Source organism: Pseudomonas congelans, assembly GCF_900103225.1.
GTDB lineage: Bacteria > Pseudomonadota > Gammaproteobacteria > Pseudomonadales > Pseudomonadaceae > Aquipseudomonas > Aquipseudomonas congelans.
This window is the reverse complement of sequence record NZ_FNJH01000005.1, coordinates 199,666-222,289: the sequence shown is the minus strand read 5'-3', so window position 1 is coordinate 222,289 and position 22,624 is coordinate 199,666. Positions and strand designations below refer to the sequence as shown.

Genomic DNA, 22,624 nt, shown 5'->3' with positions numbered 1-22,624 from the left:
CCTGATCAGGATTTTGAAATGACCTGCTGCTGCACGTTCACCTGGTTCGCCACCAGCGGCAGACGCAGCGTAAAGCAGGTGCCTGTGCCGAGAGAGGAATGCACCTCCATCTGGCCTTTGTGGTTGTTGGTGACAATGAAGTAGGACACCGAGAGGCCCAGTCCGGTGCCCTGGCCGATTTCCTTGGTGGTGAAAAACGGCTCGAAGGTACGCTTGCGAATGTTCTCCGACATGCCGATGCCGTTGTCCTCGACCTGAATCTCGGCCCATGGCGGATTGAGACGCGTGCGCAGGGTAATGCGCCCGGGCTCTTCGCTCTCCGGCCGCTGGTGGATGGCCTGCGCAGCGTTCTTCAGCAGGTTCAGCAGCACCTGCTCCAGCTCGTTGGCGATGCACGGCACCGGACCCAGTTCAGGGTCGAACTGACGGATGATGTGCTGGCCCTTGAAGTCGAAACCGATGGTCAGATCGAAGTCGTTACTGGCGATCTCCACGGCCTGATCAATCAAAGCCGGCAAGTCGCAAGGCGATAACTGACGACTGCTCAGACGGCTGAAATTGAGCATGTGGCTGACGATTTTTGCAGCCCTGGCACCGGCCTGCTGAATGCCGTCGAGCAGTTTGGGCACTTCGCGGCTTTCCAGGTAATGGTTGACCTGCGCCAGATCGACCCCGTCGGCTTCGGCCTGCTCGATGTTTTTCGGCAGTTCCGGGGACAGCCGCCGGCGGATGTTCTGCACGTTGTGCAGAATGGCGCCCAGCGGATTGTTGATCTCATGCGCCATGCCTGCTGCAAGACCGCCGACCGACAACATTTTTTCCGACTGCACCATCATTTCTTCCAGCGATATGCGCTGGGTGATGTCATCGATCCGGATCACCACGCCGCGCCCGGCATCGCCGGTCAACGGGTAGAACGTCAGCGCGTAGTGACGGGATTCGTCATTCTTGATCCAGGTCACGCGCTCGATCTTGGTCACGCTGTGGCGCTCGACGGTGTGCTTGATCTGCGGCAGAAACGAGCGCATCGGCTCGAAGGCCAGGAAGATCGGCTGGTTCAGCGCTTCATCCAGGGTCGTCCCGGACAATGCCGTCGCCTCCTGATTCCACTGGGTGACGTACAGCTGTTCATCCAGCGCGATCATCGCCGACGGCATCGAGTCGATGATGCTGTTGAGGTAATTCTGAAAGCCGGTGAGCTTCTTCTCGATCTTGCTGCGCACCTGGACTTCCAGCTCCAGCTTGCGGTTGGTGTGGCGGGTTTCCTCGGCCAGCCCCTGAGCCTGATCGTAGGCTTCCTGCGAGTCGTCGCGTGCGCGCTTGAGTTGCTGTTCACGTGCTTCGATACGCGACAGCATGGTGTTGAACGCCTCGGCCAGGCTGCCAATTTCATCCTCGTTACCGGGTTCTGCGCGGAGTGCGTAGTTCTCTTCGCGGGTCACCTGCCGGGACAGTTCTTCCAGTTGGTAAATGGGTTCGGTGATCAGGCGCCGAATCTGCCGTGCCACCACCAGCCACAGCAACACGCTGAACACCAGAATGCCCAGGCTGGCAGTCAGCGTACCGGTATAGAACGCAGGGGGCAGCTCGCTGCTGGCAACCAGCAACAGATGCCCTGGCGGCTCGTCGCCCTTCGGAACGGTAATGACCTGCGTGCTGCGAAATTCGGTCAGGCGCCAGCTGTCCATGTCTTTGAAGTGCCTGGGCAGCTCGAGGCTTTCGCCCTGATGCATCTGCTCAAGCCGCTCGCCGTCGTTGTCATACAGGGCTGCGGCGCGCAACGGCCCGTAGCTTCTCAGCTCCTTGAGCAGCGCGCGCGCCTCGTTCGGCGAGTACAAGGCCCGCTCGTTGAGGTTGGCGCTGCTGATCAGCCGACCGATGGTCTGCAGGGCCTGTGGAGCCATCGCCTCCTGAGAGATGTAGTAGGCCGCGCTGATGAAGGTCAGGTTGGCGACCAGCAGTACGGTGGTCATCAGGACCAGCAGGGCGGCCAGCAGTTTCTGACCTACCGGCAGGTTTTCCAGGCGTTGGCGCAAAGGCATTGGGCAAGTCGCAGTGACGTGTGATGCGAGCAGGGTAGCGCGGGCTAGTCGGTACGCAAACCCTTGCTTGCCAGATGAGCTGTGAGACGCGTCTGCAAATGCTGCAGGTGCGGTGCCGGGCAGCCATGACGCGCTGCGGCTGCGCATGCGTAACCCAGCAGGTAGCTGATTTCGGTGCGTCGCCCGTGAAGCACGTCCTGATACATGGATGAGTAGTTGGCGGCGGTCGCCTGGATGACCCGCAGCACTTCCGCATGCAGTTCCTGCGCAGCCGCTGGCTGGCCGCAGCGGCCCAGCAGATCGCTCAGCTCGGCGCACAGCGTGGCGACCTCGCAGGCGTGCTCGAGCAGGCCACCATTACGGCAGCCGTGCAGGACCGTCAGCGGGTTGACCGCGCAGTTGATTGCCAGCTTGCGCCACAGGCGGGTCAGGATATCCGGCGTCCATTCGTGGGGAATGCCACTGTCGTGCAAATCCTGCAGAAGCGCGGGGGCTGTCGGGTTGGACGCGTCACCCAGCCAGTTGAAACCGTGGCCAGCGAACCTGACGCGCCAGTCCGACTCCAGAAACGCGCCTTCCGTGCTGGAGGCGAACAGGCAGCGCGCGTGGGGGATTCGCGCCGCCACTGCGTCCTGGCTGCCCAGGCCGTTCTGCAACAGGATGACGTCGGCCTGCGCCGTCAATCGCGGAGCCAGCTGAGCGACAGCCTGCTCGGCCTCGTAAGCCTTGCAGGCCACCAGCAGCCGTTCGATGGGTTGTCGATGGTCGGCGGTCTGCGCTTCGACCGGGTACGCATGGGCGATATCGTTCTCGACCAGCGTTACGCAGCTGCCATTGGCTTGATAGGCGGCCAGCCGATCCGCGTTGCGAAGGATCAACCGCACCGGCAGATTCGCGCGTGCCAGTCGCGTCGCCCAGAGACTGCCCAGGCTGCCCGCACCGAGAACATGCCATGTCACCGCCATCACAGCGGCACGTTATGGCGCTGAAGCGGTCTGCAGAAGATGAAAACAAGGATGTGCATGGAAGGCTCACAGTGAACGCCGGAAAAGTCTCGTTATAATGAGCGTTCTTTCACACCGTCAAGTCATGCGTGCCCGAATTGTGCGCACGCCGTTTATCTGGAGAACATACATGCCCTCGTTCGACGTAGTGTCCGAATTGGATAAACACGAAGTCACGAATGCCGTCGACAACGCTATCAAAGAGCTGGATCGTCGCTACGACCTCAAAGGCAAAGGCACGTTCGAGTTCAAGGAACTGACCGTCACGCTGACCGCAGAAGCAGACTTCCAGCTGGAGGCCATGATTGAAATCCTCAAGCTGGCGCTGGTCAAACGCAAGATCGACGCGAAGTGCCTCCAGATCAAGGACGCTTATGCTTCCGGCAAATTGATGAAGCAGGAAGTCATCCTGCGTGAAGGCATCGACAAGGAGCTGGCGAAGAAAATCGTCGCCCACATCAAGGAAGCCAAACTCAAGGTCCAGGCCGCCATTCAGGGCGAGCAGGTGCGGGTGACCGGCAAGAAGCGCGACGACCTGCAAGAAGCCATCGCAGCGCTGCGTGCCTACGATTCGGGCATGCCTTTGCAATTCAACAACTTCCGCGACTGATCGTTGCATTGAAAGTCGGGGAACCCTGCGTTCCCTGGCCAGTCCGAATCGCCCTGAGCATTGAAATGACGGCAGGCCGCCGTGGTTTTGATCGCAGTTCGTGACGAGTAAGGAGATAACGATGGATTTAAACGCAGAAGTCGGTCATCTGTGGCAAGCGTCGCAGGCCTGGATTCCGATGATCATGGAGTACGGCAGCCGCTTGCTGCTGGCAGTCGTCACACTGTGTGTAGGCTGGTGGCTGATCAACCGGCTGACCGGAAAACTGGGCGCCTTGCTGGCCTTGCGACACGCCGATCTGGCCTTGCAGGGCTTCGTCAGCAACCTGGCCAACGTCATTCTGAAAATCCTGCTGGTGGTCAGCGTCGCGTCGATGATCGGCGTGGAAACCACCTCGTTCGTGGCGGCGATCGGTGCGGCCGGTCTGGCGATCGGTCTGGCCCTGCAAGGCAGCCTGGCGAACTTCGCCGGCGGCGTGCTGATTCTGTTGTTCCGCCCGTTCCGTATCGGTGACTGGATTGAAGCCCAGGGTGTGTCGGGAACCGTCGACAACATCCAGATCTTCCACACCGTGCTGCGCACCGGCGACAACCGTACCGTGATCATTCCCAACGGCAACCTGTCCAACGGCATCATCACCAACACCAACCGTCAGCCGACCCGCAAGATCACCTTCGACATCGGCGTCAGCCACGATGCCGATCTCAAGAAGGCCTTGCAGGTCCTGCTGGACATGGCCGACGACCCGCGCGTACTTAAGGACCCGGCCCCCCAGGCTGTCGTGGCTGCGCTGGGGGAGAACGCAATTACCTTGTCCCTGCGCGTCTGGACCAGCAGTGGCGACATGGGCGACGTGACGTCGATGTTCAACATCGAAGCGCGCGACCGTCTGAAGGACGCAGGTATCGAGATTCCACTGCCGCAGCGGATTGTGCGGATGGTTCAGGAATAGTGGTTTGTGCGGTATCACAAAGCCCTGGCTCGTGAGAGTCGGGGCTTTTCTTTATTTGCAGGTTCAGGAAAAGGCTATTTCCAAGGTGATAATCAAAAGTGTCGTCATTCCAGAGACTAAGGCATGGATGTAAAAACTGATTCGCCATTTTTTCGAAAATCGCCATGGCTTTGCCCAGCATGCGTAGATGAAGAAAATAATGGTCGCTACGACTTCTGTATTCATCAGTAAACCAAGCGTAACGGCAACTGCCAGTATTCCTTCGCCCAAACCGGTGGACAGACGGACTACACAGAATAGTAATGCGATAAGAATAATGGGCAGCCAGACACCTAATCCCATAATTGCAAGCAGAACGTGGTGCCCGGTGCTTTCTTTATTTACAGCGTTCATTTTCGCTCCATGATTGTCTTCCAGCAGTGATGCTCTGGTGTCCCTTATCCGTCGACGATGAACATGCCTTCCGGCTCCCCGGCACGAACTGTAGGTTATTTACTGTAAATGTATCCGTCGTCCTCCTCATCTTCCTCGTCGATATCTTTGAGTTTTTCTTGATGAGGTACGGGGTAAAGACCCAGTACAGCCGCTACTCCCGCAGATATGCCCATGAGGAATGGGGTGGGCTCGGGATACTGCGAAAGTTTCCGATCGGGATCCTCTGTGGGATTAACGCCGCTGCCAGCGGGGAGCTTCATTATCTTCATACCATCAGCGGTGAGAATGCAGCGAGGCGGTACTATTTTGCCTTCAAACATTTCCACTATTTCGGCGTTGGGTAACGGTGTGAGTGGTTCGCTGACCTGTGCGCCTGATTCACGATGCGTGAACAAGAAATTCTCGCCGCTTTTCTCGATACGAATCCTTGGCTGATTCTTGGGCTTTGTGGCGTAGTCACCAATCAACTCGTCACACGGGGACACGGACTTTTGCGCACAGCCCGCCAATAGAACCATCCCGGCGACTAAATGCATCCCTACGACGGCCTGACAAAAACGCGTGTACATATTTCTTCCTTGTTCCAATTGAGGGGGCAGTTCCACGTTGTTTCCTGTATTTGCGCTGCATGACCTGATCACGAAATATCCTAAATCACTCGCACATTCAGAGCATGGCTGGCCACACCCTGACAGCCGCACGCCAGTCGATGGCCGTGCAGGACCACCGGGATATCGTTCAGCTTTCTGGAAGGGTGGCCTTCGATAAAGGCGAACTCACCCGCATGAAGCGGGCAGGTGGCTTTGTCGCCCAGCACGGCCGGAGGCTTGCCGTTGACGGTGTGGGTGCCTGCCAGTTGGCAGGACACCACTCGGCCACCACTGCTGGTGGCGTCGCCCAGGCAGACCGGATAACTCACTCTGCAGGTGCCCCGCCGGTTGGCGAGCCGAAGGTGAACGGATCTGCGCCACGGTTCTGGCTGTTCTTCGCTTTACGGGCTTCATCGGGCGGGCGGACCATTTGTACGGTCAGGCTGCCATCGGTGCCGGCATAGACCACGGCACTGACGCCGCCATCCTTGTAACTGGCGATGGTCGCCAGATTGATTTCTACCAGCGCACCACTAACTCCGGTGTTCCCCAGACGACGGCCAATGTCGTAGCCTTCTTCGACATTGCCCAGCTCAAGACCGTGGCCGTCCTTGTTCAGGTCGTGCAGGGCGTTGTTCAGGGCGATTTCTGCTTCCGGGTTGTTGGTGCTGTCGTAGAACACTCGCACAGGTTTCTGACCGTTGGGAAGCGTGTCCAGCGCCTGCACCCATGCGGCTTGCAGCGCTTTTGCTTGCAAGGCCGGTTTCAGGCGCTTGCCGTTTTCATCCTGCATGGGCGCCTTGATCGGGCGATGCAGGTAGCCAAGCACCGGTGCAGCGTCGAACTCCTTGACCTGATGCTGACCCCAACGGATCGGCAGCCAAGGGGAGGGTTCGAAATTGCCGGGACCACGGTTGCTGATGGTTTTCCATAGAGTGGGGAGTTGGGATTGCCAGTAGGCGGTTGACATGGTGCCCGGGGCGTAGGGTGTTTCAACGCCCTTGGCTTTCTCGGCAGCTTCGTACCAGTCCATAAATGCTTTGTCCCGATCCCAGTAGAAAGCCCAAAGCTTGCCTAGATCGGTATCTTTGCTCTGGTTGTCCTCTGGCTCGTTTGTCGCATAGGGACGAATATAGCGATCTACCCTGTCAGAACGGGTGACCAGAAGGCCTGTCATGCTTTCAAATACCGTCGGTACTACTTGAGTATTTTTCTGCAGGCCAGGAGTGCCACGTTTGCGATATATGTTTCGCGTGACGTCCCCGTCCTCGCTTGCGATCAGTGCTTGCGGAACTTTAGGATTAGCCTCAAAAAACTGAAACAGCCGCTTGATCATGCTTTGTGCGTAGTTGGTGCTCTCATCGTTTTGCCAGAGAAGCTGGGTGACACCTAAGGTCGCTGCATTCCGGCCGGAGTTGATCAGATTCGCTGCACGGTAGGGCTTTTCATAAGGGTTCGGAGGGCCTAAAGCAAAGGCTGGAATTGGCCAATAGGCTACTGACTCTCCAGCGGAATGCTGAAAAGCCACCCGAGTATTAATATCCGCTGTAGTTTCTCGCGAGCTCAAGCACGGGTTATAGGCTTTAGAGTCCGACGGAAATATCGATGAGAAATTGTTGCTTTTTTTAGCAATTTCTCGCCAGACAGAAGATTGATGCCAGTCATTTACTGCAAGGCCTACGCCTCGTATTTCTAGCGAGTATGTTCGTGCTTGCGCAGCCTGTTGTTCTGCATTTTTAGCAATAATCTCGGATCTATAAGCTGCCAGTTCGTGCTTTTCATTGGCAATAGCTTTGCCCCACCAATGCCCGCTGTAGCTAAGCAGAACCGCACTTAAAATCCCTGCAATGCCCCAGCGTGTCATCGAGTGTATGTCACGCAATTCCATATCGCTTTCCTGTGCTTCCATTGCATAACCTGATCACAAATAAAACCCCTAAACCACTCGCACATTCATGGCATGGCTGGCCACACCCTGACAGCCGCACGCCAGCCGATGGCCGTGCAGGACCACCGGGATGCCGTTCAGCTTTCGGGTGGGGTGGCCTTCGATAAAGGCGAACTCACCCGCATGAAGCGGGCAGGTGGCTTTGTCGCCCAGCACGGCCGGAGGCTTGCCGTTGATGGTGTGGGTGCCTGCCAGTTGGCAGGACACCACTCGGCCACCACTGCTGGTGGCGTCGCCCAGGCAGACCGGATAACTCACTCTGCAGGTGCCCCGCCGGTTGGCGAGCCGAAGGTGAACGGATCTGCGCCGCGGTTCTGGCTGTTCTTCGCTTTACGGGCGTCATCGGGCGGGCGGACCATTTGTACGGTCAGGCTGCCATCGGTGCCTGCATAGACCACGGCACTGACGCCACCGTCCTTGTAACTGGCGATGGTCGCCAGATTGATCTCGACCAGCGCACCGCTGACCCCGGTATTGCCCAGACGACGACCGATGTCGTAGCCCTCTTCGACATTGCCGAGCTCAAGACCATGGCCGTCCTTGTTCAGGTCGTGCAGGGCGTTGTTCAGGGCGATTTCCGCTTCCGGGTTGTTGGTGCTGTCATAGAACACCCGCACAGGTTTCTGACCATCTGGCAAGGTATCCAGCGCCTGCACCCAAGCGGCTTGCAGCGCTTTGGCTTGCAAGGCCGGTTTCAGGCGCTTGCCGTTTTCATCCTGCATGGGCGCCTTGATCGGGCGGTGCAGATAGCCGAGAACAGGCGCAGCGTCGAACTCCTTGACCTGATGCTGGCCCCAACGGATCGGCAGCCAAGGGGAGGGTTCGAAATTGCCGGGACCACGGTTGCTGGTGGTTTTCCAGAGAGTGGGGAGTTGGGATTGCCAGTAGGCGGTCGATATCGTACCAGGGGCGAGTGGAGCTTTAACCCCTTTGGCCTTTTCTGCATCCTCATATATTTTTCTAAATTTTCGCGGCTGTTCCCAGTAGAAAGCCCACAGTTTGCCCAGGTCAGTATTTTTGTTTTGATTGTCTTCGGGTTCTTGAGTCGCGTAAGGGCGAATATACTTGTCCACCCGGTCCGAACGAGCGACCAGCAGTCCGGTCATACTTTCGAATATTGTCGGTACTACTTGGGCGTTTTGCAGTGCCGGTGTCCCAGGCTTTCGATAAACGTCACGAGTAATATCCCCATCTCTGCTTGCGATGAGGGCCTGTGGCACCTGTGAATTGTCGTCGAAAAAATTAAATAGTCGTTCGATCATGGCCTGTGCATGGGTAGTGCTTTCATCGTCCTGCCAGAGAAACAGCGCAACTCCCAGTGTTGCTGCATTTCGGCCAGAGTTGATCAAGCCTGCAGCTCTATAGGCTTTATCGAATAGATTCGGAGGCCCCAGTGCGAACACGGGTATTGGCCAATAGGCGATCGCGTCGCCAGCCGAATGCTGGAAAGCTGCACGAATTTTTATATCTCTGCTAATTTTGCGTGAGTCAAGCGAGGCATCATAGTCCTTGGCGTCATTGGAGTAGATGGATGTAAAATTATTTTTTTTCTTCTTTATGAAACTCCAAATTTCTGATTGGCTATCGTGAAAAATGGCAATTCCCGCTCCTCTTATTTCCAGCGAATATGTCCGTTGCTGAGTTGCCATTTGCTCGTTCTTTTGAGCTGTAACCTCTGTTCTATAAGCTGCCAGCTCAGCTTTCTCATGGGCGATGGCTTTCCCCCACCAGTGTCCGCTATAGACCAGCAAAACCAAGCCTAAAATGCCTGCGATGCCCCACCGCATTACTGGGTTTATGTCACGAAGTTGCATATCGTTTTCCTGTGCTTTTAGGTAGACAAGCAGGACAAATCCAAGCCAAAGGACCTGCAAAACTACGGTTACCCAGAAATATCTTTTCAATTTCGGGCGAAGTAGCATGCTTTGTGGACGATCGATCATTGGGCACCCCGAGATTTAGGAGCGCTCTGGATAAGTTGCGGCGGAGTTAGTGAAACTAGATCCGTTGAAGGGAACTCCCCTTCTTCATAGTACAGGTAGCTAGCCCTGACTAAATCCTGAGCTTCCTCACTGAGCCTTTCCCAGCCTGGTGACTCACTAATTGTGGAAAATTGCGCCTCGTCGATCTTCCAATCCGCAATCGCCACCAGCACATCACGCATTGCCGGATCATCCAAGCATTTAGCTTGGCCAATAGCGATGTCCATTGCAGTCACCCAGCGATGATTTTCCGGGCTACGTAGTATGCCTGAGTGATAGGAGTTTTCGCTCCATGCATCACGTTTTTTCTCCATACGATCTCGAGCTTCTTTTGGCGTTTCTTCCCTTTGGTAAATATACCCTGTTAAAACGTTGGCATAGTTTCTGGGTCTTCCTACCCGTACTTGGCGGGTTTTTTTTTCTGGATCATCAGAAAGCGCGTTGAAGCGTTCTAATGCTTGGCGCTTCGTCACTTTTGGACCGTCATATTCAGTGGGCATTTCTATCCATAAGAACGTAGCGGCGTCCTTCCCTAACGCAACGCTTTTGCCAACGTCGTCTGGTCTATCCAAGCCTGAAGTTGTTGGTGTGCCAGTTTCCGCTTCGCCGCCGAACATTTCTGGTTCATGAGGCGGAGTCAGCGCTTCGGCATTAATAAGGCGTTCTTGCCTTTCCGGGATGGGCGCGCGGGCAATCATACCGGCTCCAAATGAGCTACCTGGGTATCGAGCTTCGCCTGAGGCACGCATGAGTTCGGGTTGTGGCGTGTTGCCGATCAGGATCGGCTCACCATAGCGATGGCGCTTAGTCCACATGCGTTGATAGAAGCGTAGTTGCTGGAGCACCATCATTGCCATTCGTCCATCAGGTAGAGCATCAGGCATTCCATAGGTCCCGATGCCTTGGACGTCATCCAGTGAGACAGTGGTGTCATCCGGGCAGAAATACAGATACACCTTTCCTCGGTTATCTCGCTCGGGAAAGACTGTCATGCTGCCCACTTTATTTTTGCGGATACCTTGAGTGGGTGACCATCGCGAACCGCTTCTGCCGCAGTAGGTTTTAGCGTCCCTGAGCTCTGACATGGCTGGTTGTGTGTGTGGCTTATTTGTTATCGCAGTTACGATCCCAACTAGCGTTGAAAATGTGTCTTGGTCTTTGGGAGTGTTACCAGGCAACACACAATAAGGCGTATCAACCATGATAAAAGTATCTGCGCAACGGTCTCCTCCATCTACCAGCAACGCTTGCGCCAGCAAGGTGACTATCGTGCCTTGGCTGTGGCCCATGATTGTTATTGTCTCGTCAGGCGACACGCGACGGATCTCGCGTATCAGCATAGCCAAACGGTGAGCCGCCAATACGCAATAGTGCCGCGCTGGCGAGTGACCAAAATATAAAGCGTTGTCTGGCTTAAACGTTTCCAGAGCGATGCTTTTCAGATTGGGCCTAAAACCTTCACCATAGACATCCGGTATGTTATTGGTCGCGTTGGCAATAAAACCTCCCGCCTTGGCAAAGTGGCGGTCCAGACGGTTGCCGTTGATGTCCTGAAACTGATTACGCATTCTGAACGGATCGCCCGCGTCATCACGCTTTATTTGATCGGGTGCTGCCCGATGTCCCCAATAAAAGGGAATCAACAGGCTATGGGTTTTCGGGTCAGATGCGTCGCGCCGATAAAGATAGGTGTCAGGATCATCGAGCATGGCTTTCTGATCACTGTCCCTTTCCTCGTAGGGCGCTTTTTTTGCTTCGTTGTACCTTACCCCATACCGCCCCGGCACCAGATCCGGCCGGTCCAGTCGCTCATTCACCCCCTGACACAACCCGGTCTCCACCGACTCATAAGAAGCCCCTGGGTCATTCACACCGTGCAGAAAGATCACTACGCCTGGCAAATCGCCGGGCACTTCCATTTTGCTGGTGGTATTGAGGTTGGGGATCAGGCGCGTATTACCTTGGGCAACGGCGTATTCATCGGCGCCGTTCATTGCGCACCTCCTTTCGGGGTGCCGCTGCGCAGTGCCGATACTTGCGCCTGATGCATCATTTCGCGTTCCACGCGCTCGGTCAGTCCGTCTGCGTTCGTCATTCCTTTCACCAGGCTGCCATCTTCCAGTTTGATTTCATACGAGTGATCCGCTGCTGCTCGCGGGCTTTGTTCGCTGTGGCCGGGGTAGTGAAAGGTGACCTGCTGGGCGGCGGGGTCGCGGCCGAAAGAAGGGATCGCAGCGCTGTCGGTCTTGGGGCCGATCCAGTCGTGTTCGCTGGCGTGCACGGTGACTTTGCCTTGCGAGCCGATCTCGACGCCGCCGCCAATCTTGATGTAACTGCCGTCATCGGCGACCAGGCGGATGGTCGGCGCGGTGATGACCACTTCGCCTTCAACGGCCGAGACATGCAGGTTTTTCTGGGCATTGAGGGCGATGTCGTCTTCCTGCGCTTGCACCAGTACTTTGCCGCGGTTGGCGATGGCGCTGATGCCTGCGTCCTGGGCGAAAGCTGACAGCCCTTTGCCCGCTTGCAGGTGCATGGCCGCGCCGCTGGTCAATTGCAGGTTGTCCTGCGCGGTGGTGTCGTGATTTTCACCGGCATAATGAGCCTGCGAGCGTGGTGTGGCGCTGGCGATGCCTGCTGCTGCGGTCATGGCCAGTACCGGGTCACCCAGGCCGTTATTATCCGGCGCGGGCCATTGATCGAGCGACTGGCGCAAGGCTTCTATACCTTTGACATCCACCGCCTGTCCGCCACGCGCGGCTGCGGTTTCGCCGAGGGATTTGAACAGCTCGCCGCACTCGGCCAGCAGTTTGAGCAGCTCTTCGCGATCCAGTTGTGAGCCTTTTGCGTCGGTACGCGCGTAGGTGGTCAGCAACATGCCTTGCGCGGCACGCAGGGCGATGGCGGCATCGGTGCGCAGTTCTGCGCCGTTGCCGCGTGGCTGGGCGGTGCCGTCAGTGCGCGGGTCGGTCAGTTTGCCCAGGTTGAGGGCGGTGGCCTGATGGGTCGTGCCCATGCGAGCGCGCAGTGAGCCTGGCGTGTCATCGAACAGCAGTTCGTTGAAGCCGCTGCCTTTGTGTTCCTGGGTGCGGATCCCCGACAGTGTGCGGTTACCGGGCAGCCCCGAGGCCTTGCTGAAGCGTGGCGGCAGATTAATGTTGTTGTAGAGCACCGACGTCACCAGAGGCCGGTCGATATCGCCTGCCAGAAAGGTCACCAACACTTCCTGGCCGATGCGTGGCATGAACTGATGCCCGAAGCCGCTGCCGGCACTGGGCATCGCCACCCTTAACCAGGTGGTGCCCTGCGGCAGGCTGTCGCCGCGCTGCCAGTGGAACCTGACCTGTATCCGCGCCAGCTCATCCGTGAACACTTCCTCACCTTCCGGCCCGACCACGATGGCGCTCAGCGGGCCGTTAATGCTTGGGCGCGGGACGGTGATCGGATGACGGTAGGGAATCTTGTGACGAATGCACACGAACTCGTTCGTGTAGCCCGCGCCTTCGTCCGACAGGTAATTGTTGCTGCCCTCATGCTTGACCGTTATCAGCAGAAAATTGCGATCTTCAGCGGAGCCGCGGTCATGATCAAAATGCTGGGTCAGCTCAAAGGTGTGGCCAGGGTACATGGCGCGGCAGTTACTGTTGCCGGTGAATGTCTTGCCCTGAACTTCAATGGCCTCCAGACGCTGACGTACCAGGCGTTCTCCGTCATTGAAGGTGCCGTGGCTGTAGTGATCGAGCACGTCATACACTTCATACGAATCGACGTTGCCCTGCTCATTGAGGCTCGGCATGCCAACCGGCAGTGAATTGCGCGGCTGCTTGTAATCGAAAGTCTGAATGGACATGCGCCCCGATTGCAGACGTCGATGGCTGCGCCATTCGGTAATCGAATCCGCTGTCTCGGTAACGGATGCACTGTGGTAACGAATGGTTGGCTGTTGGGGGAGGGGCGAGAGGTCGCGCGAGTGATCAAGAATGATCAGCGTGTGCTTTTCCTGATTGTGATCGAAATAGAAGAACAGCCCTTCGTGTTCCAGCAAGCGCAATACAAAGGTCAGATCGCTTTCACGGTACTGAGTAATGTAACTGTGCGTCTTGAGTGGCTGGCTGAGTTGAAACTCGAAATCGGGCAACGCGCCATAGGCCGCAAATACCGTTCGGATAACGGCTTCGATGGTCTGTTCCTGAAATATGCGCGAGTCGACGCGTCGCGAGAGCATCCACAGCCAGGGGCTCAGTGTTGCGCTGTAACGTGCCAGACCGCCGTCGCTGCCTTCCAGGCTGAAGGCACTGATATAGCCATTGATGAAGCGCGACTCGCCGCTGGCCAGCTCTATTGCCAGTTGTGCGGGCTGGCCGATCTGCGATTTGAGTTGCAGGCCGGCGTCGCGACTGATCATCGACAAGTCGAAACTGAACAGCTCGGACAGGCTTTCAGTGCCGGAAAAACGTTCCAGCAGGAGTTCCTGTTCGTCACGGGCAACGGTCGTCAGCTTGATCAGGCGACGGTTTTGTGGCGCAAACAGCGCCGTTAGATCCTTTAACATTGTTGCTCCGTTATATAAAACCAGCCGCTCGTTCCGGGCGAGAGTGCTGATATAGAGAGGTGGGTGAGTCTATAGACTTCTTTCCTGGGGCACACACTTAAATTGCAAAGGGCCATTACCGGGCGACATTACTCTTGATGCCGCAGTGAGGTAGTGAGGAATGGCTAGCAATGTCGTCGGCCAATTCATAAAAAGCTGTAGTGCGTTTCTTACGGTGTAATGAGAGGCGCCAGGAGGAAAGACTGTAAGGGGAGGGCGCGTGATATGAAAAAAGCCCTGGCGCGTGAGCGTCAGGGCTTTTTTAGTTGGCGATTACTGCAGGCTTATATTGGCCAGCGTAACGATAATGCCGATTGCCGCGACGGTGGCGGCTACTGCGTTGATCGAGAACACCGCACGTATGGTTGTGGAGAGTCTCCACGGTTTTACGGCGAACGCATAAATCAGCAGAAAGATGATGGCGAAGATTTCCACCTGCGCGAGCAGAACCACGGCTCCGCCGAAGGCCATCGGCCCTGACGGGGTCGCGGGATCCCGGGACAGGTACGAGGTCAGCAGGGTGCCGATGATCGGCAGCCAGATCCCCAGGCTGATAAGGATCAGGGGAACGGGGTTGAAAGCGCGTGCTTTGTTTTCGGTGTCCAATGTTGTTCCTTGATGAGGTAGCCAGAGATCAGGGCTTGTCGATAACGGAAGCCTCTTGAGGCAGCTCGGTCTTCGCCGTGCGTATCTCTCGGTTCCATTGCAGGATGATCATCACCAGCGTCGGAATGCCCAACAGCGCGGTGATCAGGAAGAAGTTGTGGTAGCCGTACTTTTCCACCACCACACCGGAATAGCCGCCCAGCAGGCGCGGTAGCAGCAGCATGATGGAGCTGAGCAAGGCGTATTGCGTGGCAGAGAATTTCAGGTTGGTGAGGCTCGACAGGTAGGCGACGAACGCCGATGTCGCGAGCCCGGAGCTGAGGTTGTCCAGCGAGATGGTGACGATCAGCATCTTCACGTTCGGGCCCATATCCGCCAGCAACAGGAACAGGATATTGGTCGAAGCCGAGGTCAGGCCGCCGATGAACAGGATCGGCATGATGCCGAAGCGCACGATCAGCAGCCCGCCGATACCGGCCCCCAGCAGGGTCATGATCAGGCCGAAGATTTTGCTGACGCTGGCGATCTGGTCCTTGGTAAAGCCCTGATCGATGTAGAACACGTTGGCCATGACCCCCATCACCGTGTCCGACATCCGGTAGGTCGCGATCAGGCCCAGCAACAGCAGCGCCTGCCAGCGGTAGCGCATGATGAAATCGTTGATCGGGGTGAGTACCGGTGCGAGTCCGCGGCGACCCATCGAGGACAGGCAGGCGATGGTCAGGAGCGTGTAGAGAATCGCGCGTAAAAACGCCCGGTCTTCCAGCAACAGGTCCATCCAGCTGGTGCCGTTGAACAGCACGCTGGCGAAGTCGGTATTGTAAAGCTGGGTAAACATCGCCGGTACGGAGACCAGCAGCACAATCAGCACGAACACCGAGGCCAACTGGTGCGTAAAGCCATAGCGCGCTGCCGACAACTGGGTGCGCAACGGCACAGGCGGCTCGCGCATGATCAGAGTGGTGACCAGGGCGGGCAGCATCAGCAGTCCGAACAGTACGTAAGTGCCGGTCCATGCTGAATGCTTGTAGGCAAAGCCCGTCGAGCCGAAGCCCTCGGCGAAATACAGCGCACCTGCAGTTGCCAGCAGTGCAGCGACCCGGTAGCCGGACATGTAGCTGGCGGCCAGGGCAGCCTGTTGGGTGTCGTGGGCAATTTCCAGGCGATAGGCATCAATGGCGATGTCTTGCGTGGCGGAAGAAAAGGCGACCACCACGGCAATCGCGATCAGCCACGAGAGATGCTTTTGCGGGTCGCAGAAGCCCATACCGATCAGGCCCAGAATCACCAGGCTCTGGGACAGCACCAGCCAGGAGCGACGACGTCCCAGCTTGCCGAGCAGGGGCAGGCGCCATTGGTCGAGCAATGGCGACCAGACCCATTTAAAGGCGTAGGCAAGGCCGATCAGGCTCGCATAGCCGATGGTCTCGCGAGCGACACCGGCTTCGCGCAACCACACGGATAATGTCGAAAAGACCAGCATATAAGGCATGCCCGCAGCGAATCCGAGCAGCAGTAACACTAATGTCGACGGGCTGGCATATGCGGCGAGCGCGGCGCGCCAGGTTTTACGGGGCATGGGCTGGAATCTGCCTCAGGTTACGAAAACAAAGGGCGCACTCTAACCGCTGTGCTATAGGGGACGCCAGCCATGGCGCTGCATATCAACCCGATTATTCATAATGGTAACGCCCTCGGCGCGTAAACGTGCCCGTTGTTCGTCACCGGAAACGCTGCCGGCCGGCAGACTGAGCCGACCACCGGCGCCCAAAACCCGGTGCCAGGGCAGGGAAGAGCCTTCCGGCAACTGGCTCAACGTACGCCCCACCCAGCGTGCGGCGCGACCCAGGCCTGCCAGTTCGGCGAGTTGTCCGTAGGCGACCACTTTGCCTTCCGGGATCTGCGCCATTGTCAGGTAGAGGGCAGTGCGTCGCGCCTCGTTCGGCGATTGTCCCGCCGGGTAAAGTAATGTTAAGTCCGGGTCTGCCACGCGATAATCCTGTATAAAAACGATATTGATTGTCGTTCACTGAACTTTGGTTTATTCGGGCTGTCAGTTACCACCGTGCTTGGTGGTACATGGATAGCCCCGACACCTCCCCGCAGGAAAATGCCCGATTCCCGCCTTACAGAGCCTAGTTATCGCTTATGTTGTCCAGAACCCTGTTGTGCCTTGCAATCTCCGCTGTTTCCACTCCATTGCTTGCCGATACCGTCTGGTTGAAGAATGGCGACCGCCTGACCGGCACAATCAAGGTATTCGACGGCGGCAAGTTGCTGCTGCAAACCGAATACGGTGGCGCCATCGCGCTGGACTGGAAACAGGTCAAGACCCTGAAAAGCGATCAGCCGTTGCTGGTCAAGCAGGATGAGCATGGCGGCGAAGTCTCCAATTCGCTGCAGGCAGCGGATGATGGCAAAGTTGTGCTGGCCAATGGCGATGCACCCAAGACCGTCGATCTGGCAAGCATCCATCAGATTATCAAGCCCAAGCCGGTTATCACGGATCTTGTCTGGAAAGGCAACATCGATGCGGCGCTGGACTTCCAGCAGGCAGAAAACGATACCAATGATTACAACGTCGCCTTCAAGACCTCGGCTCGTCATGGCGACTGGCGTCACAACGCCAAGGGCGATTACAACCGCGAGACAACCGACGACGTGGTCGGCACTGACAACTGGAGCGCCGAGTACTCGCTGGACCGCTTCCTGACCGAGAAATTCTTCTGGGACGGTCGCGTCAGCTACAAACGCGACAAGGTCGAGGATCTGTCTCGTCAGCGCGTAGTCGGTACCGGTCCAGGTTACCAGCTGTGGGATGACGAACTGGGTGCATTCAAGGTCGGTGCGCTGCTTAACCGTACAGATTTCGAGTTCTCCAACGACGAGAAGGAAAACTTCTATTCCGTTGCTGGCACCTGGGATTACAATCGCTATCTGATTGGCAAGAAGGTCGAATTCTTTACCAACGGCGAGCTGGGCAAGCCGCTTAGCTCCGTCGCCGACTACTCGCTGGATGTCGAAGCAGGGCTGCGCTACAAGGTGACCGACTGGGCGTCGCTTAACCTGAAAGCCGAGAAGAACGTCATCAGTGGTTCGAGCAATGGCGATGTCGACAAGACGCGCTACACCGCTGGCTTCGGCGTAAGCTGGTAAGCCAAGGGCGGGCGACGCACATCGCGTGCGTCGCCCGCTGCTTTTTCGGGCCTGCTAGATGCGCATCGCGCCATCCAGCTCTAGGATGCGTCCGCTGTAATAATCGTTTTCCAGAATATAAGCCACCGAGTGTGCAATCTCGTCCGGCCTGCCCATGCGCTTGAGCGGGATTGCCGAGGTCATCTTCTCGAGGGCTTCGGGGCGCATGCTGCCGGTCATTTCGGTCTCGATGAACCCCGGTGCCACACCTGCCACCCGGATACCGTAGCGGGCCAGTTCCCTTGCCCAGGTAACCGTCGCAGCCGCCACGCCGGCCTTGGCTGCCGAGTAGTTGGTCTGTCCGATATTGCCCGCACGTGAAATCGAAGAGATATTGATGATCGCGCCCTGACTCTTCTGCTCGATCATTTTCGCCGCCACTTCGCGTGTGCAGAGAAATACGCCGGTCAGGTTGACGTCGATCACCGCCTGCCATTGGGCAAGGCTCAGTTTGGTCATCTCGCCATCCTTGACCTTGACCAGCAGGCCGTCACGCAGAATACCGGCGTTGTTGACCAGACCATGAATGTCGCCGAAATCCCCGGCGACCTTGCTGACCGTGTCGACGACCTGCTCTTCATTGGCAACATTGCACAGATAGGCGCGAGCCTTGACTCCGAGTGCCTCACAGGCGGCGACCGCCTGATCGAGTTTTTCCTGATTCAGGTCCAGCAGCGCCAGATTGGCGCCTTTGCCGGCCAGGTATTCGGCCATGGCTCTGCCCAGCCCCTGGCAGCCGCCGGTGATGATTATCAGCTTGTTTTTCAATTCCATATGCGTGCCCAATCACGGTTGATCGTTTCCATGGCATCACTGGCGGGTTGCGAGTGCTTATGCCATAGCCAGAGCACGTTATAGGCTGTTTTTGCGCGTTCGTCTCGGGTCTGCTGCCTAGCCCTGAAATACACCGATACACGTTTGTGAAGGCCTGGTTCAGCTCACTTGTGCGCATAATTTAGCGGCAAGCCAGATGCAGGGAGCTTGAATTAACGACCTTCTGACATCACATACGGTCTACTCGGAAGGCATTCTTCCCTTGAGGAACTCATTTGATGCGTGTTTTTTTGCTGCTGTTTCTATTATTCCCGGTACTTGAGCTGTTTCTGCTGGTTCGTGTCGGGATGTCCATCGGCTTTCTGTGGACCATTCTGCTGGTCGTCGCAACGTCGATGCTCGGCTTGTTCGTCATGCGCGTGGCCGGTTTTGCAACGGCGCTGCGTGCGCGCGAAAGCCTGGCACGTGGCGAGCTGCCTGCCCAGGAAATGCTTGAAGGCCTGATGGTTGCCGTGGGCGGCGGTCTGCTGCTGTTGCCCGGTTTCATCAGCGACATTCTGGGTGTGATCTGCCTGTTGCCGATCACCCGTCGTCTGCTGATCAACAAGGTCCGCCAGCGCGCCGAAGATCAGGCCATGCGTCAGCGAGCCTTCGCCGATGACTTGCAGACACCTGCCAATCCGGGCGCGTCCAGCCATCGTCCGACTGCGATTCACCAGCCTACCCGCGAGCCCGACGTCATCGAAGGCGAGTTCGAGCATCGCGACAAGTAATCTTCCATACCCCCCGGCAGCGCGGCACCTCAGGGTGCCGCGTTCGTTTTGACCAGCCGGTTCGGTTGTAAAAAATTTCTACCCAAGACTTGTAATCACTTTGCTCGCCCTTATGTATGGGTCACCGCAAGGTTTCTGGCCTGAAGGCCAGACCGTATTCTGCGGTTCGCGCGTCGAACCGTAACCGGCAAGTCCGGATTTAAACCGGCCGGTGCACTCACCGGACGATCAAACAAACATAATCAGGAGATCGACAATGAAGCTTCGTCCTCTGCATGACCGCGTCGTAATCCGTCGCAGTGAAGAAGAAACGAAAACTGCCGGCGGTATCGTTCTGCCAGGTTCGGCTGCTGAAAAGCCTAACCGCGGCGAGATCGTTGCTGTGGGTACCGGCCGCGTGCTGGACAACGGCGAAGTACGTGCGCTGGCTGTGAAAGTGGGTGACAAGGTTGTGTTCGGCCCTTATTCCGGCAGCAACACAGTGAAAGTAGACGGCGAAGACCTGCTGGTGATGAGCGAGAACGAGATTCTTGCTGTCGTCGAAGGCTGAGTGCTCCCGCTGACTTCCGTTACTACTAAGTATTCAAGGAATAATGATCATGGCTGCTAAAGAAGTTAAATTCGGCGATTCTGGCCGCAAAAAAATGCTCGCCGGTGTAAACGTCCTGGCTGACGCAGTTAAAGCGACCCTGGGCCCTAAAGGCCGCAACGTTATCATCGAGAAAAGCTTTGGCGCTCCGCTGATCACCAAAGACGGTGTTTCGGTTGCCAAGGAAATCGAGCTTAAAGACCGTTTCGAAAACATGGGCGCGCAGCTGGTCAAAGACGTTGCCTCCCGTGCCAACGATGATGCAGGCGACGGTACCACTACCGCTACCGTTCTGGCTCAGGCCATCGTCAACGAAGGCCTGAAGGCTGTCGCTGCCGGCATGAACCCGATGGACCTCAAGCGCGGCATCGACAAGGCGACCATCGCCATTGTTGCCGAGCTGAAAAAGCTGTCCAAGCCATGCACCGACACCAAGGCAATTGCCCAGGTCGGCACCATCTCGGCCAACTCTGATCACTCCATCGGCGACATCATTGCCGAAGCCATGGAAAAAGTGACCAAAGACGGCGTCATCACCGTTGAAGAAGGTTCGGGCCTGGAAAACGAGCTGTCTGTTGTAGAAGGCATGCAGTTTGACCGTGGTTACCTGTCTCCGTACTTCATCAACAAGCCGGACACCATGGTTGCCGAACTGGACAGCCCGCTGCTGTTGCTGGTCGACAAGAAGATCTCCAACATTCGCGAAATGCTGCCGGTTCTGGAAGCAGTCGCCAAGGCTGGCCGTCCTCTGCTGATCGTTGCCGAAGACGTTGAAGGCGAAGCGCTGGCGACTCTGGTGGTCAACAACATGCGCGGTATCGTGAAAGTTGCAGCCGTCAAGGCTCCAGGTTTCGGCGATCGTCGCAAGGCCATGCTGCAGGACATCGCTGTTCTGACTGGCGGTACCGTTATCTCCGAAGAGATCGGCCTGAGCCTGGAAACCACTACCCTGGAACACCTGGGTAATGCCAAGCGCGTCATCCTGAACAAGGAAAACACCACCATCATCGATGGTGCTGGCGTGAAAACCGATATCGACTCGCGTATCTCCCAGATCCGTCAGCAAATCGGCGACACCAGCTCGGACTACGACAAGGAAAAACTGCAAGAGCGTCTGGCCAAGCTGTCAGGCGGCGTTGCAGTGATCAAGGTCGGTGCCGGTTCCGAAGTCGAGATGAAAGAGAAGAAAGCCCGCGTTGAAGACGCCCTGCACGCAACCCGCGCAGCCGTTGAAGAAGGCGTGGTACCTGGCGGTGGCGTGGCACTGGTTCGCTCCCTGCAGGCTATCGAAGGTCTGAAAGGCGACAACGCTGATCAGGACGTCGGTATCGCTCTGCTGCGTCGTGCAGTCGAAGCGCCTCTGCGCCAGATCGTTGCCAACTCCGGTGACGAGCCAAGCGTTGTTGTCGACAAGGTCAAGCAGGGTTCGGGTAACTACGGTTACAACGCTGCTTCCGGCGAATACGGCGACATGATCGAAATGGGTATCCTTGACCCGGCCAAAGTGACTCGCTCTGCTCTGCAGGCGGCGTCCTCCATCGCCAGCTTGATGATCACCACCGAAGCGATGATCGCTGACGTGCCTGAAGACAAGCCAGCAGGCGGCGGCATGCCGGACATGGGCGGCATGGGTGGTATGGGCGGCATGATGTAAGCCAGCTTTACCCCCAAGGTTACACCCATAAAAAACCCCGCCTTGTGCGGGGTTTTTTTATGGTCTTTCTGTGTCGGATCAATCAATGCGTCGGTTGTACTTTGCTGTTCGCGAGACCCTTGGGTTCGGGTCGGTAAAGTACGAAGTAATAAACCCCTAGACAGATCAGCCAGCAGAACACTGCGGTCCAGATGTTATGGGAAAAGAAGTGCGCACCTTGCAGCATTCGCCCAATAGAGAAAACCGTTCCAAGACCGAACGCCAGAGCCAGCCCTATTTTCGCCATCCGTGGACGACGGTCGCGAAAAGCGAAGAACAGTGCGAACAGGGTAAAGCCGGTCGCCGCGTGGCCGCCCGGCCAGCAGCGTCCCGGTTTATCGGTCGCAGGGCGTGGGCTCAACAGTTCGCTGTAGGTTTCCTGCCCACCGAATTCTTTCAGGCTCCAGGGGCACTGCACTGACGTCACCACTTTCACCGGGGTAACGAAGGCGGTTGAAAGCGCCATGGACAGCACCAGGCAACCCAGCTCTCGGCGCCACGGGATCAGGCGCTCTACCTTGAAGGACGCCGCAAAGCCGATCATGGCCAGCGCGCCGAACACCATGACCAGCTGTTTGGCGCGGTCATGGAGAACGTCTTCGAGAAAATAACTGTGCCTGCCGATGAACTGTCCACTGACGGGGTCGAAGGCCAGTTTGGCGATGTCCATGTCCAGGGAGGTCAGTTCAAGCAGCATGAGGATCAGTGCCACGGCGACAGGGATACCCAGGTAAATCCACGGGTTGATCGAACGGGAGTAGGGTGGGGCGACGGTTTTCGACATATCGAATCCAGGTCTTTGAAGGGCATGCCGCGATTATTGTGTGCGACGGTTCGTCT

General features: G+C 57.1%; 21 protein-coding genes. 6 read left to right on the top strand and 15 right to left on the bottom strand.

What is annotated here, in order from left to right:
* Window positions 1-5: 5 nt before the first annotated feature.
* Window positions 6-2,042 (bottom strand): sensor histidine kinase, encoded by a 2,037-nt coding sequence (locus tag BLR20_RS18290; RefSeq protein ID WP_010439153.1) that lies wholly within the window; start codon window positions 2,040-2,042, stop codon window positions 6-8.
* 44 nt (window positions 2,043-2,086) lie between these two features.
* Complete coding sequence (locus BLR20_RS18285; RefSeq protein WP_054992746.1) at window positions 2,087-3,007, bottom strand: putative 2-dehydropantoate 2-reductase; 921 nt, start codon at window positions 3,005-3,007, stop codon at window positions 2,087-2,089.
* A 169-nt stretch (window positions 3,008-3,176) separates the two neighbouring features.
* Here BLR20_RS18285 and BLR20_RS18280 point away from each other — a divergent pair, with 169 nt between their 5' ends.
* Window positions 3,177-3,656 (top strand): YajQ family cyclic di-GMP-binding protein, encoded by a 480-nt coding sequence (locus BLR20_RS18280; RefSeq protein WP_054992745.1) that lies wholly within the window; start codon window positions 3,177-3,179, stop codon window positions 3,654-3,656.
* Between the two features lie 121 nt (window positions 3,657-3,777).
* Window positions 3,778-4,608, top strand: coding sequence for a mechanosensitive ion channel family protein (locus BLR20_RS18275; protein ID WP_003413348.1), 831 nt, complete (start codon window positions 3,778-3,780; stop codon window positions 4,606-4,608).
* 63 nt (window positions 4,609-4,671) lie between these two features.
* Here BLR20_RS18275 and BLR20_RS27860 read toward each other — a convergent pair whose 3' ends face one another.
* The 11 genes from BLR20_RS27860 to BLR20_RS18220 all read right to left on the bottom strand — a co-directional run bounded on the left by BLR20_RS27860 (window position 4,672) and on the right by BLR20_RS18220 (window position 16,750).
* Window positions 4,672-5,001, bottom strand: a complete 330-nt coding sequence (locus BLR20_RS27860; RefSeq protein ID WP_010439161.1) for a hypothetical protein — start codon at window positions 4,999-5,001, stop codon at window positions 4,672-4,674.
* 95 nt (window positions 5,002-5,096) lie between these two features.
* A complete protein-coding gene (locus tag BLR20_RS18265) occupies window positions 5,097-5,612 on the bottom strand; it encodes a hypothetical protein (RefSeq protein WP_054992744.1) in 516 nt (171 codons plus the stop codon).
* An 80-nt stretch (window positions 5,613-5,692) separates the two neighbouring features.
* Window positions 5,693-5,962 (bottom strand): PAAR domain-containing protein, encoded by a 270-nt coding sequence (locus BLR20_RS18260; RefSeq protein WP_054992743.1) that lies wholly within the window; start codon window positions 5,960-5,962, stop codon window positions 5,693-5,695.
* Complete coding sequence (locus tag BLR20_RS18255) at window positions 5,959-7,521, bottom strand: type VI lipase adapter Tla3 domain-containing protein (protein WP_074594919.1); 1,563 nt, start codon at window positions 7,519-7,521, stop codon at window positions 5,959-5,961. Before BLR20_RS18255 ends, BLR20_RS18260 begins: the two co-directional genes overlap by 4 nt.
* A gap of 48 nt (window positions 7,522-7,569) precedes the next feature.
* The gene (locus BLR20_RS18250; protein WP_054992741.1) at window positions 7,570-7,839 is read right to left on the bottom strand and encodes a PAAR domain-containing protein; all 270 of its coding nucleotides are present in this window, start codon (window positions 7,837-7,839) and stop codon (window positions 7,570-7,572) included.
* Window positions 7,836-9,524: a type VI lipase adapter Tla3 domain-containing protein gene (locus BLR20_RS18245; RefSeq protein ID WP_162235639.1), complete on the bottom strand. Its 1,689-nt coding sequence runs from the start codon at window positions 9,522-9,524 to the stop codon at window positions 7,836-7,838. Before BLR20_RS18245 ends, BLR20_RS18250 begins: the two co-directional genes overlap by 4 nt.
* Window positions 9,521-11,557, bottom strand: a complete 2,037-nt coding sequence (locus BLR20_RS18240; protein ID WP_054992740.1) for a T6SS effector phospholipase Tle3 domain-containing protein — start codon at window positions 11,555-11,557, stop codon at window positions 9,521-9,523. The genes BLR20_RS18245 and BLR20_RS18240 overlap by 4 nt, the downstream gene beginning before the upstream one ends.
* A complete protein-coding gene (locus tag BLR20_RS18235) occupies window positions 11,554-14,115 on the bottom strand; it encodes a type VI secretion system Vgr family protein (RefSeq protein ID WP_054992739.1) in 2,562 nt (853 codons plus the stop codon). The genes BLR20_RS18240 and BLR20_RS18235 overlap by 4 nt, the downstream gene beginning before the upstream one ends.
* Window positions 14,116-14,427: 312 nt before the next feature.
* Window positions 14,428-14,760 (bottom strand): hypothetical protein, encoded by a 333-nt coding sequence (locus BLR20_RS18230; RefSeq protein ID WP_054992738.1) that lies wholly within the window; start codon window positions 14,758-14,760, stop codon window positions 14,428-14,430.
* 28 nt (window positions 14,761-14,788) lie between these two features.
* Window positions 14,789-16,339 (bottom strand): AmpG family muropeptide MFS transporter, encoded by a 1,551-nt coding sequence (locus BLR20_RS18225; protein ID WP_054992737.1) that lies wholly within the window; start codon window positions 16,337-16,339, stop codon window positions 14,789-14,791.
* A 54-nt stretch (window positions 16,340-16,393) separates the two neighbouring features.
* Complete coding sequence (locus tag BLR20_RS18220) at window positions 16,394-16,750, bottom strand: MGMT family protein (RefSeq protein ID WP_054992736.1); 357 nt, start codon at window positions 16,748-16,750, stop codon at window positions 16,394-16,396.
* A 158-nt stretch (window positions 16,751-16,908) separates the two neighbouring features.
* Here BLR20_RS18220 and BLR20_RS18215 point away from each other — a divergent pair, with 158 nt between their 5' ends.
* The gene (locus BLR20_RS18215; RefSeq protein WP_054992735.1) at window positions 16,909-17,916 is read left to right on the top strand and encodes a DUF481 domain-containing protein; all 1,008 of its coding nucleotides are present in this window, start codon (window positions 16,909-16,911) and stop codon (window positions 17,914-17,916) included.
* A gap of 54 nt (window positions 17,917-17,970) precedes the next feature.
* On the opposite strand, the gene BLR20_RS18210 is transcribed toward BLR20_RS18215, so the two are convergent.
* Window positions 17,971-18,729 (bottom strand): SDR family oxidoreductase, encoded by a 759-nt coding sequence (locus BLR20_RS18210; RefSeq protein ID WP_032615212.1) that lies wholly within the window; start codon window positions 18,727-18,729, stop codon window positions 17,971-17,973.
* Window positions 18,730-19,007: 278 nt separating this feature from the next.
* Between BLR20_RS18210 and BLR20_RS18205 the strand changes: the two genes are divergently transcribed.
* The 3 genes from BLR20_RS18205 (at window position 19,008) to groL (ending at window position 21,745) form a co-directional block, all read left to right on the top strand.
* Window positions 19,008-19,502, top strand: coding sequence for an FxsA family protein (locus BLR20_RS18205; protein ID WP_010439726.1), 495 nt, complete (start codon window positions 19,008-19,010; stop codon window positions 19,500-19,502).
* A gap of 256 nt (window positions 19,503-19,758) precedes the next feature.
* Window positions 19,759-20,052, top strand: a complete 294-nt coding sequence (locus BLR20_RS18200; RefSeq protein ID WP_003304675.1) for a co-chaperone GroES — start codon at window positions 19,759-19,761, stop codon at window positions 20,050-20,052.
* A 49-nt stretch (window positions 20,053-20,101) separates the two neighbouring features.
* Complete coding sequence (groL, locus tag BLR20_RS18195) at window positions 20,102-21,745, top strand: chaperonin GroEL (protein WP_010439729.1); 1,644 nt, start codon at window positions 20,102-20,104, stop codon at window positions 21,743-21,745.
* A gap of 82 nt (window positions 21,746-21,827) precedes the next feature.
* On the opposite strand, the gene BLR20_RS18190 is transcribed toward groL, so the two are convergent.
* Window positions 21,828-22,568, bottom strand: coding sequence for a phosphatase PAP2 family protein (locus BLR20_RS18190; protein ID WP_054992734.1), 741 nt, complete (start codon window positions 22,566-22,568; stop codon window positions 21,828-21,830).
* Between the last annotated feature and the right edge of the window lie 56 nt (window positions 22,569-22,624).